This window comes from Streptomyces sp. NPDC048584, from assembly GCF_043199595.1.
GTDB lineage: Bacteria > Actinomycetota > Actinomycetes > Streptomycetales > Streptomycetaceae > Streptomyces > Streptomyces edwardsiae.
This window is the reverse complement of sequence record NZ_JBICWF010000009.1, coordinates 255451-272108: the sequence shown is the minus strand read 5'-3', so window position 1 is coordinate 272108 and position 16658 is coordinate 255451. Positions and strand designations below refer to the sequence as shown.

Below are 16658 nucleotides of genomic sequence, written 5' to 3'. Positions count from 1 at the left end.
TGTGCGGGTGACCACTGACATCACCCGCACCCGTGGACCCCACCGGTCAGCGCCGGCGGCCCCGGCGGCCGTGCCCCTCGTCGTCCTCGTCCTCGCCGTCGCGCGAGCCCAGCAGTTCGTCGGCCAGGGTCGGCAGATCGTCCAGCGGGGTCTCCTCGGCCCAGTCGGGGCGCGGGCGGTGCCGCGCCGCGTCCTCGGGGTCGATCTGCGGCAGCTCACGCGTGCGGTCGTCGGGCGCCTCCGGGCGTTCGTCCCGGAAGTAGCCGGACGGCACCCGCCGGTCGGCCGGGCCCTGAGCGTCGCCCCGTACGGGAGGCAGTACGGCGGTGTCGTCGGCGGCGCCCGGCGGCACGGGAGGCAGCACCGCCGTCTCGTCGGCCGCGCCCGGCGGAACCGGGGGCTTCGGCAGCTCGGTCGTCACCTCGGCCTCGGACACCGGGGTCCGGCCGGACCGCCGCCCGGCGGCCTCGTCCGGCACCCGGGGCAGCACGGCCGTCTCGTCGACCGGGCCGCCCGGCGCGTCGGCCGGCTTCACCACGGGCGTCGGCACGGTCGCCGCCTCGTCGGCGGGGCGCCGGCGTGCCGCCCCGGAGCCGCCGGTCGTCGCCGAGCCGGTCGTCGCCGTCGGGCCGGTCGCCGTCGGGCCCGACGCCGTCGGTCCCGCCTCGGCGGCGGCCGCCGCCTGTTCGGCCAGCCGCCGGGCCTGCTCCGCGCGCAGCAACGCCTCCTCGGCCTTGCGCTGCTTCTCCAGGCGCAGCGCCTCGGCCTCGGCGCGCAGCCGCGCCTCCTCCTCGGCCTGCTTGCGGCGGCGCTCCTCCTCCGCCTTGCGGCGGGCCTCCTCCTCGGCGCGCGCCTTCTCCTCGGCGAGCAGCCGCTGCCGCTCCTCCTCCGCGCGGCGGTGTGCTTCCTCGGCCCGCTGCCGGGCCTCCTCCGCCTGCCGTTCGGCCTCGCGCCGCTGCGCCTCCTCCAGCTCGCGGCGCTTGCGCTCCTCCTCCTCGGCGCGCAGCCGGGCGAGCTGCTCCTGGCGCTCGCGCTCGAGTCGCTCCTCCTCGGCCTTGCGGGCCGCCTCCTCCTCCGCCTTGCGGCGGGCCTCCTCCTCGGCCTTGCGGCGGGCTTCCTCGCGGGCCTGGATCTCCGCCTCGGACAGCGGCAGCACCTGGTCGAGCCGGTGCCGGATCACCGTGGTCACGGCCTCCGGTTCCTGGCCGGCGTCGACCACCAGGTAGCGGCCGGGGTCGGCGGCGGCCAGGGTGAGGAAACCGGTCCGCACGCGCGCGTGGAACTCGGCCGGCTCGGACTCCAGCCGGTCCGGTGCCTCGGTGAAGCGCTCCCGCGCGGTCTCCGGGGCGACGTCGAGCAGCACCGTCAGATGCGGGACCAGCCCGTCGGTCGCCCAGCGGTTGATGCGGGCGATCTCGGTCGGCGACAGATCGCGTCCGGCGCCCTGGTAGGCGACGGAGGAGTCGATGTACCGGTCGGTGATGACGACGGCGCCACGCTCCAGGGCGGGCCGCACGACGGTGTCGATGTGCTCCGCGCGGTCGGCGGCGTACAGCAGTGCCTCCGCGCGGTGCGAGAGTCCGGCGCTGGAGACGTCCAGCAGGATGGACCGCAGCCGCTTGCCGACCGGGGTCGCGCCGGGCTCACGGGTGAGGACGACTTCGTGGCCCTTGGCCCGGATCCACTCGGCGAGGGCTTCGGCCTGGGTGGACTTGCCCGCGCCGTCGCCGCCCTCCAGGGCGATGAAGAAGCCGGCCCCGGCGAGCGCCGGGGCGGGGTCGTCGCCGCGGAGGAGCGCGTCGCGCAGGTCCTGCCGCAGCGGCACGCCGGAACGGTCGTCGACCTTGGCCAGCACCAGCGCGGCCACCGGCAGCAACAGCGCGCCGACCAGCATCAGGGTGAAGGCGGCTCCGCCGTGCGCGAACACGAACCGGCCGTTCTCGAGCCGGTGCGGTCCGATGCCCGCCGCGACCAGCGGGGCGATCACCGCGCCGAGCGCCACGAACACCCGGACCACGGCGTGCAGGTGCTCGGTCGTACGGGCCCGCCGCTGGTCCTCGGTCTCCTGGTCGAGCAGGGTGTGCCCGGTGTTGGCGGCGAGTCCGGCGCCGACACCGGCCAGCGTCATGAGCAGCACCACGCTGGTGACGTCCGGCACAAGTCCGGCGGCCAGCAGCGCCACGCCCGTGAAGGCGAGGGCGAGCGCGAGCAGCCGGCGCCGGGACAGGGTCGGCAGCAGGGCCGGCGCCGTACGGATGCCGACGACGACACCACCGGTCAGCGCGCCCACCAGCAGGCCGTAGAGCACGGGGCCGCCGCCCAGGTCCTTGGCGTGCAGCACCGACACGGCGACCGCGGCCGCCACGGCGGCGGCGACGGACGCGGAGGCGAGCACCAGCAGCGGCAGCGCGCCGGTGCGGCCCCGGTCGGGGCCGGCGGCGCTCTTCGGGCGGCGCAGTCCCTCCAGCGGCGACCGGGCGCGCGGGGTGCGGGTTCCGGGGAGCTCCAGGAAGGTCAGCACGGACAGCGACGCGGCGAACAGTCCGGCCGCGACGTACGAGGCGAGGGCCGCCCGGTGCTCACCGAACCAGTCGATGCCGGTGGCGAGCAGGTTGTTGAAGAGGGCCGCGACGACGAGCACGACGGCCGCGAGCGGTATCGCGACGAAGCTCGTACGCAGGGTCAGCCGGCGCATCGCGTCCATGTGGTCGGGCAGCGGCCGGACCGTCGCGCCCTCCGGGGGCGGGCCGGGCAGCAGCGCGGGGGCGGCGCTCTCGCGGCACACCGTCCAGAACCGCTCGGCGACACCGGTCACGAAGGCGGTGACGAGGAGCACGGCCAGCGCGTTGCCCGGCGTCCAGTCGATCCACAGCGGCGCCACGATGAGCAGCGCGGCCCGCAGTCCGTCCGCGCCGACCATGGTCCAGCGGCGGTCCAGCGGGCCGTCCTGCGAGGTGAGCGACGTGAGCGGGCCGAGGAGCACGGCACCGAACAGCAGGGTCGCCAGGATGCGCACCCCGAAAACGATCGCCACTGCGAACGCCGCGCCCCGGTAGCCGCCGCCGAAGGACTGCTCGGCGACCGCCGTCTGGAGGGTGAGGAGGACCAGCACCAGAAGGGCGAGGACATCGCCGACCCCGCCCACGAGCTGCGCACTCCACAGCCGTTTCAGCTGCGGTCGGCGCAGCAGGGCGCGGACGGCACGCTCGCGTGAGTCCGCGACAAGTGCGTCGTCGGGGGCCGGTGGTGGGGCCGTTGGCTGCTCGGCTCGCGTCATGCGTTCAGCCTATCGGCCCGCGCCGACAGCCCGGCACGACGCGCCTGGCATGCACACGCCCCGACACCGAAGTGTTGCCGGGGCGTTCGCATTCCGAACCCCCGGTGAAGATCCGTACGGACCTTGCTCCGAGGGCTGACGGGCAGGCTCAGTCGTCCGCGCCGTTGGAGGCGGCCGCCTTCTTGGCCGCCGTCTTCTTCGCGGTCGTGGTCTTCTTCGCCGCGGTCTTCTTCGCGGCCGCAGTCTTCTTGGCCGGGGCCTTCTTGGCCGCCGTCTTCTTGGCGGTCTTCTTCGCCGTCTTCTTGGCGGGGCCCTTCGCCCGCTTCTCGGCGAGCAGCTCGAAACCGCGCTCCGGGGTGATGTCCTCGACGCTGTCGCCGGAGCGCAGCGTCGCGTTGGTCTCCCCGTCGGTGACGTACGGCCCGAAGCGGCCGTCCTTCACCACGACCGGCTTCTCGCTCACCGGGTCGGTGCCCAGCTCCTTCAGCGGCGGCTTGGCCGCGGCCCGGCCACGCTGCTTGGGCTGGGCGTAGATCGCCAGCGCCTCCTCCAGCGTGATCGTGAAGAGCTGCTCTTCGGCCTGCAGGGACCGCGAGTCGGTGCCCTTCTTCAGATACGGCCCGTAGCGCCCGTTCTGCGCGGTGATCTCCTGGCCCTCGGCGTCCGCGCCGACCACGCGCGGCAACGACATCAGCCGCAGCGCGTCGTCGAGCGTCACCGTGTCCAGGGACATCGACTTGAAGAGGGAGGCCGTACGCGGCTTGACCGCGTTCTTGCCCGTCTTCGGGGTGCCCTCGGGGAGCACCTCCGTGACGTACGGGCCGTAGCGGCCGGCCTTGGCGACGATCGCGTGTCCCGTCACCGGGTCGGCGCCCAGCTCGAAGTCACCGCTCGGCTTGGCGAGCAGTTCCTCGGCGAACTCCACGGACAGCTCGTCCGGCGCCAGGTCGTCGGGAATGTCGGCGCGCTGGTGCTCCTCGGTGTCCTTCTCGCCGCGCTCGATGTACGGGCCGTAGCGCCCGACCCGCAGCACGATGCCGTTGCCCACGGGGAACGACGACACCTCGCGCGCGTCGATGGCGCCCAGGTCGGTCACCAGCTCCTTGAGACCGCCGAGGTGGTCCCCGTCGCCGTTGCCCGCCTCGGCCGCGTCGCCGTTGCTCGTTCCCTCGCCGAAGTAGAACCGCTTCAGCCACGGCACGGCACGCGCCTCGCCCCGCGCGATGCGGTCGAGGTCGTCCTCCATCCGCGCGGTGAAGTCGTAGTCGACGAGCCGGCCGAAGTGCTTCTCCAGCAGGTTGACCACGGCGAAGGAGAGGAACGACGGCACCAGGGCCGTGCCCTTCTTGAACACATAGCCGCGGTCGAGGATCGTGCCGATGATCGACGCGTACGTCGACGGGCGGCCGATCTCCCGCTCCTCCAGCTCCTTGACCAGCGACGCCTCGGTGTAGCGGGCCGGGGGCTTGGTGGCGTGCCCGTCGACCGTGATCTCGTCGACGGTCAGGGCGTCGCCCTCGGCGACCTGCGGCAGCCGGCGCTCGCGGTCGTCCAGCTCCGCGTTCGGGTCGTCGGCGCCTTCCACGTACGCCTTCAGGAAGCCGTGGAAGGTGATCGTCTTGCCGGACGCGCTGAACTCGACGTCCCGGCCGTCGGCCGCCGTGCCGCCGATCTTCACGGTGACGGAGTTACCGGTGGCGTCCTTCATCTGCGAGGCCACGGTCCGCTTCCAGATCAGCTCGTACAGCCTGAACTGGTCGCCGGTCAGCCCGGTCTCGGCGGGCGTACGGAAACGGTCGCCCGAGGGACGGATCGCCTCGTGCGCCTCCTGCGCGTTCTTCACCTTGCCCGCGTACGTACGCGGCTGCGGGGGCAGGTAGTCGGCGCCGTACAGCTGCGTGACCTGGGCGCGGGCGGCGACGACCGCCGTCTCGCTCAGCGTCGTCGAGTCCGTACGCATGTAGGTGATGTAGCCGTTCTCGTACAGCTTCTGGGCGACCTGCATGGTCGCCTTGGCGCCGAAGCCGAGCTTTCTCGAGGCTTCCTGCTGCATCGTCGTCGTACGGAACGGGGCGTACGGCGAGCGGCGGTACGGCTTGGACTCGACGGAACGCACGGCGAACCGCGTGTTCTCCAGGGCGGCGGCGAGCGCGCGGGCGTTCGCCTCGTCGAGGTGGAGCGTGTTCGCGCTCTTCGGCTGTCCCAGGGAGTCGAAGTCGCGCCCCTGCGCGACCCGCCTGCCGTCGACGGTCTGAAGGCGGGCGACCAGCGACGACGGGTCCGACGCGTCCCCCGCGCGGCCCGTCGCGAAGGTGCCCGTCAGGTCCCAGTACTCGGCCGAGCGAAACGCGATGCGCTCGCGTTCCCGCTCCACCACGAGCCGTGTGGCGACGGACTGCACGCGGCCGGCGGACAGCCGGGGCATGACCTTCTTCCACAGGACCGGCGAGACCTCGTAGCCGTAGAGACGGTCGAGGATGCGGCGGGTCTCCTGCGCGTCGACCAGCTTCTGGTTGAGCTCGCGCGGGTTGGCCACGGCCGCGCGGATCGCGTCCTTGGTGATCTCGTGGAAGACCATCCGCTTGACCGGGATCTTCGGCTTGAGCACTTCCTGCAGATGCCAGGCGATGGCCTCGCCCTCGCGGTCCTCATCGGTCGCGAGGAAGAGTTCGTCGGACTCCTTCAGCAGGTCCTTGAGCTTCTTGACCTGGGCCCGCTTGTCCGCGTTGACCACATAGATCGGCTGGAAGTCGTGGTCGACGTCCACACCAAGGCGGCGCACCTCGCCGGTGTACTTCTCCGGCACCTCGGCGGCACCGTTGGGAAGATCGCGAATGTGCCCGACGCTCGCCTCGACGATGTAGCCGGGGCCCAGGTAGCCCTTGATCGTCTTCGCCTTGGCAGGCGACTCGACGATGACGAGTCGGCGGCCGCCCTTCGCGGTCTCGCTGGTCGGGGACAACTTCGCTCTTCTCTCCGGTCGGCGCTCGGGGTTCCCCGGGCGGGTCTCCCCGGGATCGGGTCATGGTGACGCTGCGGAGTGTGACGGTACATCCCGCCCTCGTGTCAAACGGGAAAAGCCCGCAACGGCCACTCGAACGGTAACCCGACTACCACCGTTCCTGCCGCCCGGAGTGTCCAGACTGCGCCCGCACACATGCGGAGCGCGACCTACCGGTTACCGGGAGCGGCCAGGATCACGCGCCCCTCAGAGGCGGGTGAGACACCACCCGCCGAGGGCCAGGAAGATCATCGCGGCGAGTCCGGCGACCGTGGCCGATGCGACGGGGCTCACACCCTGGGCGACGGGGCGGTGCTGTCGCGCGCGGGTCACGGTCCAGGCCAGCAACCCGCCTCCGAACAGGCAGAACACCATCCCCGCGAAGATCGCCGGTCCGCTCTCCATGGTCGCCCGTCGCCCTCTTTCCCGTCCGCTGTGGCCAGCCTCCGGGTGACGCTGCCACGCCCGGGCGGCGGGCAGGCGAAGCGGAGGTGAACGCGAGGGCCACGGGGGCGGAGCGGGCGTCCGTGAAACGGTCGGCGGGCCGTTCCACGGACATTCCGGATCGGTGGGAAAGGGCCGGGAGGCGTCTGTGGCGGAGGTGCGTGATGTGACGTACGAGACCGGTGGTGGTGAGGCACCGCGCGAGACCGATGGTGGTGAGGCACCGCGCGAGACCGATGGTGGTGAGGCGCCGCGCGAGGCCGGTCCGCCGTGACGCCCGTGGGACCACTGTCGCCCGTACCGGCCGGGGCCGGCCCCGAACCCGCCGCCCGCGTCAGCCGACGGGCTCCAGGAACCCCTGTTCCACGAGCAGCCGGATCTGGGCCGGCGTGCGGTCGCGCAGCAGCACGGGGTCCTCGCCGAGGAGCTGGGCGATGGCGTCCAGGATCCGGCCCGCGCCCATCGTGCCGTCGCAGACGCCCGCGAAGCCCGCGCCGATCGTGTCCACCCTGGTGGCGCGGCGCATCCCGCGGTTCTGCCGCAGCACGACGTGCTCCGGGTCCTCGGCGCCGGGCAGCCCGACCTGTTCCTGCACGACCTCGGCAGCCAGCGCGAAGCGCGCCTCGAGGAGTGCCGCGTCGTCGTGCGTCCGCAGATAGTCGAGCCGGTCGAAGTGCGCCCGGACCGTCTCGCCGAGCGGCTGCTCGACCGGGTGCGGCCATTCCTCCACCGTGATCGACTCCGCGGCCGAACCCGACTTGCGCAGGGTGATCCAGCCGAAGCCGACCGCCTTCACCTTGCGCGCCTCGAACTCGTCCAGCCACGCGTCGTAGCGCGCCCGGTACCCGGCCTCGTCGCCGCGGTGGTCGCCCGCGTCCCTGAGCCACAGCTCGGCGTACTGGGTGATGTCCTGCACCTCGCGCTGCACGATCCACGCGTCGCACCCGCGGGGCACCCACGACCTGAGTCTGTCCTGCCAGTCCTCCCCTTCGACGTGCTGCCAGTTGGCGAGGAACTGTGCGAACCCGCCCGTGTTCAGACGTTCCCCCGCCTCCTGAACGATCGTGCGGCACAGATCGTCCCCGCCCATCCCGCCGTCGCGGTAGGTGAGGCGGGCACCCGGTGAGATCACGAACGGCGGGTTGGACACGATCAGGTCGTACGTCTCGTCGTCCCGGACCGGAGTGAACAGCGACCCCTCGCGCAGCTCGGCGGCAGGGGCGCCGGAGAGGGCCAGGGTCAGCGCGGTGATGTGCAGTGCGCGCGGGTTCACGTCGGTGGCCGTCACGCGCGTGGCGTGCCGGGCGGCGTGCAGCGCCTGGATGCCGGAGCCGGTCCCGAGATCGAGGGCGGAGGCCACGGGCGTACGGACGGTGATGCCGGCCAGGGTGGTGGACGCACCGCCGACGCCGAGCACGACGCCCTCGTCGCGGCTGCCGATACCCCCGGCGCCACCGACCGCGCAGCCGAGGTCGGACACGATGAACCAGTCCTCCCCGCCCGGCCCGCCGTACGGCCGTACGTCCACGGTCGCGGTGAGCGCGTCCGCGCCGGCGCGCGTCAGCCACCCGCTCTCCAGACAGACGTCCACGGGCAGTACGGCGGCCGCACGCGCGTGCGACACGGGCTGCTGCAGCAGGAACAGCCGTACGAGCGCCTCCAGCGGAGTGTCTCCGCGGGTGGCCCGCAGGGCGGGCACCGTCTCACTGCGGGCCAGTGCCGCGTAGGCGGGGGCGCCGAGCAGTTCGAGCAGTCCGTCGGCGGTGAAGGAGGCTCCGAGCAGCGCGTCCCTCAGCCGGGCGGCGGCGTCGGGGCGGTCGGACGAGGGCAGGGGCGGCAGGCTGGCGTCACTCACGCCCTCCATTGTGGCCGCCGCCCTCACCCGGCGCGTCCCCGCGACCGCTGCCGCCGCGTCAGCTCTTGGCCGTACCGGCCGTCGCGGTGGCCGTCAGGCAGCTCTCCTGACGGGACATGGCCTCGCCGACCTCGCCCTCCTCCAGCGTGCTGAGGGCGTCGCTGCCGCTCTTGCCGAGCTTGTCCAGCTCGGCGGCGATGTCCTTCAGACCGTCGGCGAACTCCGCCTGGTCGTCCGTGTCGAGGCCGTCCACCTGCTTCTTCAGGGAGGCGTACGACGCGGAGATGCCGTTGAGCTCCTTGACCGCGTCGGTCTGCTTCTTCTCCCCGTTGTCGACGTCCGGCGCCCCGGCCTTGCTCACCGCGGCGCCGATCGCCTTGTAGGCGTCGGACATGTCCTGGAAGGCCTTCGAGTCGGCCTTCTGGACCTCTTCCGGGGTGCTGTTGTCCGAGGTCTCCTTCTGGATCGCGGCGTTGGCCGATTTGATCTTCGCGGCCTGTGGCTGCACGGCGTCGCAGACCTGCTTCGCCCAGGCGTCCAGCTTCTCGTTGTTGTCGTCGCCGCCGCATCCCGTCAGCGCCAGTACCAGTACCGCACCGCCGGACAGTGCGACCGCGAGCTTCTTGTTCACCGGATTGGTCCCTTCCATGGCCTTCGGCCCCGGAACATACACGCCAGATGGCCTACACCCACTCGTCGAACGTCCGGTAAGACACTTTTTGAAGCCATTTGCACCAGGCGAGAGAAGGCTCACGGCGCGGCACCGGGCGCAGGGAGAGGGCGGGCGGCGCGTCAATACGCGCTGCCCGCCCGCACCTTGATCCGGTGTCCGCTCGCAGCCGCTAGGAAACCACCGCCGCACCGGCCGACTTGGGTTCCGGTTCGGAGTTGTCCTCGTCCTCCACCGCGATGCCGCGCCGCTTGGACACGTACACCGCGACGACGATGACGAGCAGCGCCAGGACCGCGATGAGCACCCGCATCCCGACGCTCCTGTCCGCGCCGTAGGAGAACTTGATGACCGCGGGCGCGATGAGCAGCGCCACCAGGTTCATCACCTTCAGCAGGGGGTTGATGGCGGGTCCGGCGGTGTCCTTGAAGGGGTCGCCGACGGTGTCGCCGATGACGGTGGCCGCGTGGGCCTCGCTGCCCTTGCCGCCGTGATGGCCGTCCTCCACGAGCTTCTTCGCGTTGTCCCACGCGCCACCGGAGTTGGCGAGGAACACCGCCATCAGCGTGCCCGCGCCGATCGCGCCCGCGAGGAACGCGCCCAGGGCGCCCACGCCGAGCGTGAACCCGATGAAGACGGGCGCCATCACGGCGAGCAGACCGGGCGTGGCGAGCTCGCGCAGGGCGTCCTTGGTACAGATGTCGACGACCTTGCCGTACTCCGGCTCCTCGCTGTAGTCCATGATCCCGGGCTTCTCGCGGAACTGGCGCCGCACCTCGAAGACGACCGAACCCGCCGACCGCGACACCGCGTTGATCGCCAGCCCCGAGAAGAGGAAGACGACCGCCGCGCCCGCGATCAGGCCGACGAGGTTGTTGGGCTGGGAGATGTCCATCATCAGGCTCATCGGCGCGCCCTCGCCGCTGAGCTTCTCGCCCACGTCCCTGGCGCCGGTGGTGATGGCGTCGCGGTACGAGCCGAACAGCGCGGCCGCCGCCAGAACGGCCGTGGCGATCGCGATGCCCTTGGTGATGGCCTTGGTCGTGTTGCCGACCGCGTCCAGGTCGGTGAGCACCTGGGCGCCCGCGCCCTCGACGTCGCCGGACATCTCGGCGATGCCCTGCGCGTTGTCGGAGACCGGCCCGAAGGTGTCCATCGCGACGATCACACCGACCGTGGTGAGCAGTCCGGTGCCGGCCAGCGCCACCGCGAACAGCGCCAGCATGATCGACGTACCGCCCAGCAGGAACGCCCCGTACACGCCGAGACCGATCAACAGGGCGGTGTAGACGGCCGACTCCAGACCGAGGGAGACACCGGACAGGACGACGGTGGCCGGGCCGGTGAGCGAGGTCTTGCCGATGTCCCGCACGGGACGCCGGGTGGTCTCGGTGAAGTAACCGGTGAGCTGCTGGATGAGGGCGGCGAGCACGATGCCGATGGCCACCGCGACGAGCGCGAGGATCCGCGGGTCGCCGTCCCTGCCGAGGATCGCCTCGTCGGTGACGCCGTCGAGATCGGCGTACGACGACGGCAGATAGACGTAGACGGCGATCGCGACCAGGACGAGCGAGATCAGCGCGGAGATGAAGAATCCCCGGTTGATCGCGCTCATGCCGCTGCGGTCCGTGCGCCGCGGGGCCACCGCGAAGATGCCGGCCATCGCGGTGAGGACACCGATGGCGGGCACCAGCAGCGGGAAGGCGAGCCCGGCGTCGCCGAACGCCGCCGAGCCGAGGATCAGCGCGGCCACCAGGGTCACGGCGTACGACTCGAACAGGTCGGCCGCCATGCCCGCGCAGTCGCCGACGTTGTCGCCCACGTTGTCGGCGATGGTCGCGGCATTGCGCGGATCGTCCTCCGGAATGCCCTGTTCGACCTTGCCGACCAGGTCGGCGCCGACGTCGGCGGCCTTGGTGAAGATGCCGCCGCCGACCCGCATGAACATCGCGATCAGGGCGGCTCCGAGGCCGAACCCCTCGAGCACCTTCGGGGCGTCGGCCGCGTACACCAGCACCACGCAGGAGGCGCCCAGCAGGCCGAGGCCGACGGTGAACATGCCGACGACACCGCCCGTACGGAAAGCGATCTTCATCGCTTTGTGCGAGACGGCGGTGAGATCCTTTTCCGGCTCTCCCTCGGCCGGAGTCGCTTCACGCGCCGCCGCCGCGACCCGCACATTACTGCGTACGGCGAGCCACATACCGATATAACCGGTGGCCGCCGAGAACGCCGCTCCGATCAAGAAGAACACCGACCGCCCGGCACGCTGATTCCAGTCGTCCGCGGGCAGCAGCATGAGCAGGAAGAACACGAGAACGGCGAATACGCCGAGGGTGCGCAACTGGCGGGCCAGATAGGCGTTCGCGCCCTCCTGGACCGCTGCCGCGATCTTCTTCATGCCGTCGGTGCCCTCGCCGGCCGCGAGAACCTGGCGCACCAGGACTCCCGCGACCGCCAGCGCCGCCAGCGCGACGACGCCGATGACCACCACGAGCACACGGTTGTCATCGGTCAGCACGGCGGCTGCGAGGGATGTGGGTTGTCCCGACTCTTGTGCGATGGAAAGCCCCGCCATTCGTCCTCCTTGACGCTTGGGCTGAGCTCAAGATGTGCACGGGATTGTAGGTACCGGAACCTGATCAAAACAGAGTGCGCGAAATGTAAATGTCGTGGACGCACTCATCCCTAATGATCGCCAGTCGTCCTGCGGCCGGAATCGGTAATGCCTCTGGAGCATTCACGTGATCGCATTTCCATGGCGCGGCTCCGGTCGTGAACGAATTCACGCGATCAACCGCACGAGACCACTGTAAGCGCGGGCACCGACACCCGCACATGACGAAGGGCCCCACGAGGGGGCCCTTCGAAAAAACGTCGCCGTCCGGGTGAACGGGTCAGTCGAGGAGACCTGCCGGCGGCACGATGGGCCACCGCATACGGATCGATCCACCGCTCTCGCCCGCGCTGACCTCGACGTCGTCGACGAGTCCGCTGATGACCGCGAGGCCCATCTCGTCCTCCTCGGTCTCCGCGTCGGTGTCGCCCGGCGGGTCACCGGGTGCCCGGCCGCCGGAAGCGGCGTGCGGCGCCTCGTCGCCGACCTCGATGGAGAACTGCTTCTCCTCCTCGATCAGCAGCACCTTCACGGGTGCCGAGATTCCGCCGTTCTGGTGCAGTCCCACGGCGCGGGAGCACGCCTCGCCGACGGCGAGGCGGACCTCGTCGAGGACGGCCTCGTCCACTCCGGCCCTGCGTGCCACCGCCGCCGCCACGAGCCGGGCGGTCCTGACGTGCTCGGGCAGCGCGCTGAAGCGAAGTTCGACGGTGGCCATGCATCCCCCTCGCGACTACGGGCGTGCGGTGGAAGGGCCGGGCCGCCGAAGGCCCGGCCCTCCTGGTTCACTTCCGTCGCCCGGGCGCGGTGGGCCCGGGCGGCGGGGTGGTCAGTCGGTCGCCGCCACCGCTTCCTCGACCGAGGTGTGGATCGGGAACACCTTGGTGAGGCCGGTAATGCGGAAGATCTTGAGAATACGCTCCTGGTTGCAGACCAGTCGCAGTGAGCCCTCATGGGCACGGACGCGCTTCAGGCCGCCGACCAGCACGCCGAGTCCGGTGGAGTCGAGGAAGTCCACGCCCTCCATGTCGACGACAAGGTGGAAACTGCCGTCGTTCACCAGCTCGACCAACTGCTCGCGCAGCTTGGGCGCGGTATATACGTCGATTTCGCCACCGACCCTGACGATCGTGCGATCGCCCATGGTCTCGGTCGACAGGGACAGGTCCACGGATCCTCCAGCACCTAGCTATCGAGCGGTCGCCCTTGGGGCATCTCGGCTCAGCCCCCTGGACGGTTCGCCAGCCGCGATGGCATTCAATCACTTACCGGCAGGCGTGCACGACGCCTTGGCTCCATTGTCCGTCACGCCGGTGACACACTCGGTGCCAATGGCCAAGAATCACCGATCCGATCGACCCCCGGTGGACCGCCCTTCGGGACCCGCCCCGGGCGCGGTCCTGGACCGGCTCGCGTCCGGACCGAGCCGGGCTTCGCGCATCACTCATACGGAGCACTTGCCCCCGCGCGAGGGCCGCCATGCGCTCTGGCCGGACCGGATCCGCCCGGAGGTCCTCGCCGCCGTGCGGGCGGCGGGGATCGAACACCCCTGGGCCCACCAGGCACGCGCCGCCGAGCACGCGCTGGACGGCGAATCCGTGGTCGTCGCCACCGGCACCGCGTCCGGCAAGTCCCTGGCGTATCTCATGCCGGTCCTGTCCGCACTCCTGGACGGCTCCGAGGCCCCGAACGGCCGCGGTGCGACCGCCCTCTACCTCGCCCCCACGAAGGCCCTGGCGGCGGACCAGTGCCGGTCCGTGAAGGAACTTTCACAACCACTGGGCCATTCGGTGCGCGCGGCCGTCCACGACGGCGACACTCCGTTCGAGGAACGCGAGTGGATCCGGCAGTACGCCAACTACGTGCTGACCAATCCGGACATGCTGCACCGGAGCGTTCTGCCGGCCCACTCCCGCTGGTCCTCCTTCCTCAAATCGCTGAAGTACGTCGTCGTCGACGAATGCCACACCTACCGAGGCGTCTTCGGCTCCCACGTCGCCCAGGTGCTGCGACGGCTGCGGCGGCTGTGTGCCCGCTACGGCGCCTCGCCCGTGTTCCTGCTGGCCTCCGCAACCGCCGCCGACCCCGCGGTCGCCGCCCGCCGCCTCACCGGCCTGCCGGTGGTGGAGGTGGCGGACGACGCCTCCCCGCGCGGTGAACTGGTGTTCGCCCTCTGGGAACCGCCCCTGACGGAACTGCACGGCGAGAAGGGCGCGCCGGTCCGCCGTACGGCCACCGCCGAGGCCGCCGACCTGCTGACCGATCTCACCGTGCAGGGCGTGCGCTCGGTCACCTTCGTACGCTCCAGGCGTGGCGCGGAGCTGATCTCCGTGATCGCCCAGGAGCGCCTCGGCGAGGTCGACCGCTCACTGGCCCGGCGTGTCGCGGCGTACCGGGGCGGCTATCTCCCCGAGGAGCGCCGCGCCCTGGAACGCGCCCTGCACTCCGGCGAACTCCTCGGCCTCGCCGCGACGAACGCGCTCGAACTGGGCGTGGACATCTCCGGTCTGGACGCCGTGGTGATCGCCGGCTATCCGGGCACCCGCGCGTCGCTGTGGCAGCAGGCCGGGCGCGCGGGTCGGTCGGGGCAGGGCGCCCTCGCCGTCCTGGTCGCCCGCGACGACCCCCTGGACACCTTCCTCGTCCACCACCCCGAGGCCCTCTTCGACCGGCCCGTGGAGTCCACCGTCCTCGACCCCGACAACCCCTACGTACTCGCCCCGCACCTGTGCGCGGCGGCCGAGGAACTGCCGCTGACCGAGGAGGACCTGACCCTGTTCGGCCCGGCCACCGAAGAACTGCTTCCGCAGCTGGAGGCCGCGAAGCTGCTGCGCCGGCGGACGAGGGCCTGGCACTGGACCCGCCGGGAGCGGGCCGCCGACCTGACCGACATCCGGGGACAGGGCGGCCGGCCGGTCCAGGTCGTCGAGGCCGGTACCGGCAGGCTGCTCGGCACGGTGGACGTGGGCGCCGCGCACACGAGCGTCCATGAAGGCGCCGTCCATCTGCACCAGGGCCAGACGTATCTCGTCCGCTCCCTCGACCTGGAGGACTCCGTCGCCCTGGTCGAACGGGCGACGCCGACGTACACGACCGTGGCCAGGGACACGACGTCGATCTCCGTGCTGGAGACGGACACCGAGATCCCATGGGGCGACGGACGCCTGTGCTACGGCTCCGTCGAGGTCACCAACCAAGTGGTCTCCTTCCTGCGCCGACGGCTCATCACCGGCGAAGTGCTCGGCGAGACGAAACTCGACCTCCCTCCTCGTACGCTGCGCACCCGCGCGGTGTGGTGGACGGTCACCGAGGACCAGCTGGACCGGGCCCGGATCAACCCGGAGATCCTCGGCGGCGCCCTGCACGCCGCCGAGCACGCCTCGATCGGCATGCTGCCGCTCTTCGCGACCTGCGACCGCTGGGACATCGGCGGTGTCTCCGTCCCGCTGCATCCCGACACGCTGCTGCCCACGGTCTTCGTCTACGACGGCCATCCGGGCGGCGCGGGCTTCGCGGAACGGGCCTTCCACACCGCCCGGGCCTGGCTCACCGCCACCCGCCAGGCCATCGCCTCCTGCGAGTGCGACGCCGGCTGCCCTTCGTGCATCCAGTCCCCCAAATGCGGCAACGGCAACGACCCTCTGCACAAGCGGGGCGCCGTACGCCTCCTCACGGTGCTGCTGGAGGGGGCACCGGTGGAGAAGCCGGGGGGCGAGGAGGGCACGGAGGCCGGGGCAGCGGGGGGCACCGAGGGGTAGCCGTGCCGGGGCCGAGCCGGTGCACCTCAGCCGGATCGGGGGCCGGCGGGTGGTCCCCGGCCGTCGGCGGAGCCGAAGCCGCGGGCGGAGGTCCCGCGGGTCCCGCCCTGGCCCTGATCTCCGCCGCGAACGGTCCCCGGCCCGACGCCACCGACACGTCCGACACCTCCCCGGTGACCTCACACCGTATGAGCCGCGTGTCCTGCGCCCGCGCCACCCGGTCCGCCTGTGCGCAGGCCGCCGAACCGCCCTCCGCCCAGTGGTCCGCCGCCGCGAGCGCGGCCAGATCCGCGCCCCCTGCCGCCCGGTGCCGGATCACGACAGCCTGCCCGAGGGCGAGGACGACAGCGAACACCACACACAGCACGGCGATCGCCCCGACGCTCCAGACAGTCACCGACCCTCGGTCGGAGGACCGGACCCGCCACCGGCAGAGTGCCGTCCACCGCTGCCGGCACCGGGACCTCACGTCGTCACCTCCACCCTCTCCTCGGCCGCGGCCACGGCCTCCTCCCGCAGCTCGAAGGGCAGTCCGCGCAGGACCGGGGGCCTGGCCTCCACGACCACCCGGACCTGCCCGTCCTCCCGGCCCACCGTGATCTCCGCGCCGGGCGGTGCCGCCTCGCGGGCCACCTGGACGACGGCGTCGGCGGGATCCTGCCGGGCCGCCGCGCGGGCGCCCGCACGGGCCGCGTCCACGCACCGGATCTGCGCGGCCACCACCAGCAGACCCCATACCAGCGCCATCGCGAACATCACCAGCACGGGCAGCACCATGGCCGACTCCGCCGTCACGAACCCGCGATCCGCACGCCGCTCACATCCGGCCATCGAGTGCCTGCTGCACGATGTTCCGCAGCGCCGTGCTGACCGGTCCGCTGGTGACCACCTTGTAGAGCACGACGGAGAACGCCACCGCCGCCACGATGCCCATCGCGTACTCCGAGGTCACCATTCCGGCGTCCCTCCGAGCCGTACGTGTCCCGCACACCAGGGCACGCAGCCGTGTCCGTACCGCCTGATACATCTCAACCCC

12 protein-coding genes are annotated in these 16658 nt (G+C 71.8%); 1 reads left to right on the top strand and 11 read right to left on the bottom strand.

Features of this window, described 5'->3' with window-relative positions:
- Positions 1-46: 46 nt before the first annotated feature.
- The 8 genes from tmk to bldG form a co-directional block, all read right to left on the bottom strand.
- Entirely contained in the window at positions 47-3277 is a 3231-nt protein-coding gene (gene tmk, locus ACGFR9_RS21675; RefSeq protein ID WP_393211035.1) for a dTMP kinase, read from the bottom strand.
- A gap of 148 nt (positions 3278-3425) precedes the next feature.
- A complete protein-coding gene (topA, locus tag ACGFR9_RS21670) occupies positions 3426-6239 on the bottom strand; it encodes a type I DNA topoisomerase (protein ID WP_393211032.1) in 2814 nt (937 codons plus the stop codon).
- Positions 6240-6485: 246 nt separating this feature from the next.
- The gene (locus tag ACGFR9_RS21665) at positions 6486-6683 is read right to left on the bottom strand and encodes a hypothetical protein (protein ID WP_393211029.1); all 198 of its coding nucleotides are present in this window, start codon (positions 6681-6683) and stop codon (positions 6486-6488) included.
- A 373-nt stretch (positions 6684-7056) separates the two neighbouring features.
- Positions 7057-8586, bottom strand: coding sequence for a methyltransferase (locus ACGFR9_RS21660; RefSeq protein WP_393211026.1), 1530 nt, complete (start codon positions 8584-8586; stop codon positions 7057-7059).
- A 49-nt stretch (positions 8587-8635) separates the two neighbouring features.
- A complete protein-coding gene (locus tag ACGFR9_RS21655; protein WP_393211019.1) occupies positions 8636-9226 on the bottom strand; it encodes a small secreted protein in 591 nt (196 codons plus the stop codon).
- A gap of 193 nt (positions 9227-9419) precedes the next feature.
- Entirely contained in the window at positions 9420-11825 is a 2406-nt protein-coding gene (locus ACGFR9_RS21650) for a sodium-translocating pyrophosphatase (protein ID WP_393211016.1), read from the bottom strand.
- A 319-nt stretch (positions 11826-12144) separates the two neighbouring features.
- Positions 12145-12582, bottom strand: a complete 438-nt coding sequence (locus ACGFR9_RS21645; RefSeq protein WP_393211013.1) for an ATP-binding protein — start codon at positions 12580-12582, stop codon at positions 12145-12147.
- A gap of 111 nt (positions 12583-12693) precedes the next feature.
- Entirely contained in the window at positions 12694-13035 is a 342-nt protein-coding gene (gene bldG / locus ACGFR9_RS21640; RefSeq protein ID WP_003991900.1) for an anti-sigma factor antagonist BldG, read from the bottom strand.
- A 79-nt stretch (positions 13036-13114) separates the two neighbouring features.
- Between bldG and ACGFR9_RS21635 the strand changes: the two genes are divergently transcribed.
- Positions 13115-15622: a DEAD/DEAH box helicase gene (locus tag ACGFR9_RS21635; RefSeq protein WP_393211010.1), complete on the top strand. Its 2508-nt coding sequence runs from the start codon at positions 13115-13117 to the stop codon at positions 15620-15622.
- On the opposite strand, the gene ACGFR9_RS21630 is transcribed toward ACGFR9_RS21635, so the two are convergent.
- From ACGFR9_RS21630 to ACGFR9_RS21620, 3 genes are all read right to left on the bottom strand, one after another.
- Positions 15534-16019 (bottom strand): Rv3654c family TadE-like protein, encoded by a 486-nt coding sequence (locus tag ACGFR9_RS21630; protein WP_393211007.1) that lies wholly within the window; start codon positions 16017-16019, stop codon positions 15534-15536. The two genes, ACGFR9_RS21635 and ACGFR9_RS21630, sit on opposite strands and share 89 nt — an antisense overlap.
- Before the next feature lie 68 nt (positions 16020-16087).
- Entirely contained in the window at positions 16088-16453 is a 366-nt protein-coding gene (locus ACGFR9_RS21625) for a TadE family type IV pilus minor pilin (RefSeq protein ID WP_393211004.1), read from the bottom strand.
- On the bottom strand, positions 16440-16649 hold the full coding sequence (locus ACGFR9_RS21620) for a DUF4244 domain-containing protein (protein WP_393211001.1): 210 nt from the start codon (positions 16647-16649) through the stop codon (positions 16440-16442). The genes ACGFR9_RS21625 and ACGFR9_RS21620 overlap by 14 nt, the downstream gene beginning before the upstream one ends.
- Positions 16650-16658 lie beyond the last annotated feature (9 nt).

Bases quoted from the DNA above. Each gene is read 5' to 3' on its own strand.
- ACGFR9_RS21625 (WP_393211004.1), bottom strand. From the start codon at position 16,453: ATGGCCGGATGTGAGCGGCGTGCGGATCGCGGGTTCGTGACGGCGGAG.
- ACGFR9_RS21635 (WP_393211010.1), top strand. From the start codon at position 13,115: ATGGCATTCAATCACTTACCGGCAGGCGTGCACGACGCCTTGGCTCCA.
- tmk (WP_393211035.1), bottom strand. From the start codon at position 3,277: ATGACGCGAGCCGAGCAGCCAACGGCCCCACCACCGGCCCCCGACGAC.
- ACGFR9_RS21660 (WP_393211026.1), bottom strand. From the start codon at position 8,586: ATGGAGGGCGTGAGTGACGCCAGCCTGCCGCCCCTGCCCTCGTCCGAC.
- ACGFR9_RS21650 (WP_393211016.1), bottom strand. From the start codon at position 11,825: ATGGCGGGGCTTTCCATCGCACAAGAGTCGGGACAACCCACATCCCTC.
- ACGFR9_RS21655 (WP_393211019.1), bottom strand. From the start codon at position 9,226: ATGGAAGGGACCAATCCGGTGAACAAGAAGCTCGCGGTCGCACTGTCC.
- ACGFR9_RS21665 (WP_393211029.1), bottom strand. From the start codon at position 6,683: ATGGAGAGCGGACCGGCGATCTTCGCGGGGATGGTGTTCTGCCTGTTC.
- ACGFR9_RS21620 (WP_393211001.1), bottom strand. From the start codon at position 16,649: ATGTATCAGGCGGTACGGACACGGCTGCGTGCCCTGGTGTGCGGGACA.
- ACGFR9_RS21645 (WP_393211013.1), bottom strand. From the start codon at position 12,582: ATGGCCACCGTCGAACTTCGCTTCAGCGCGCTGCCCGAGCACGTCAGG.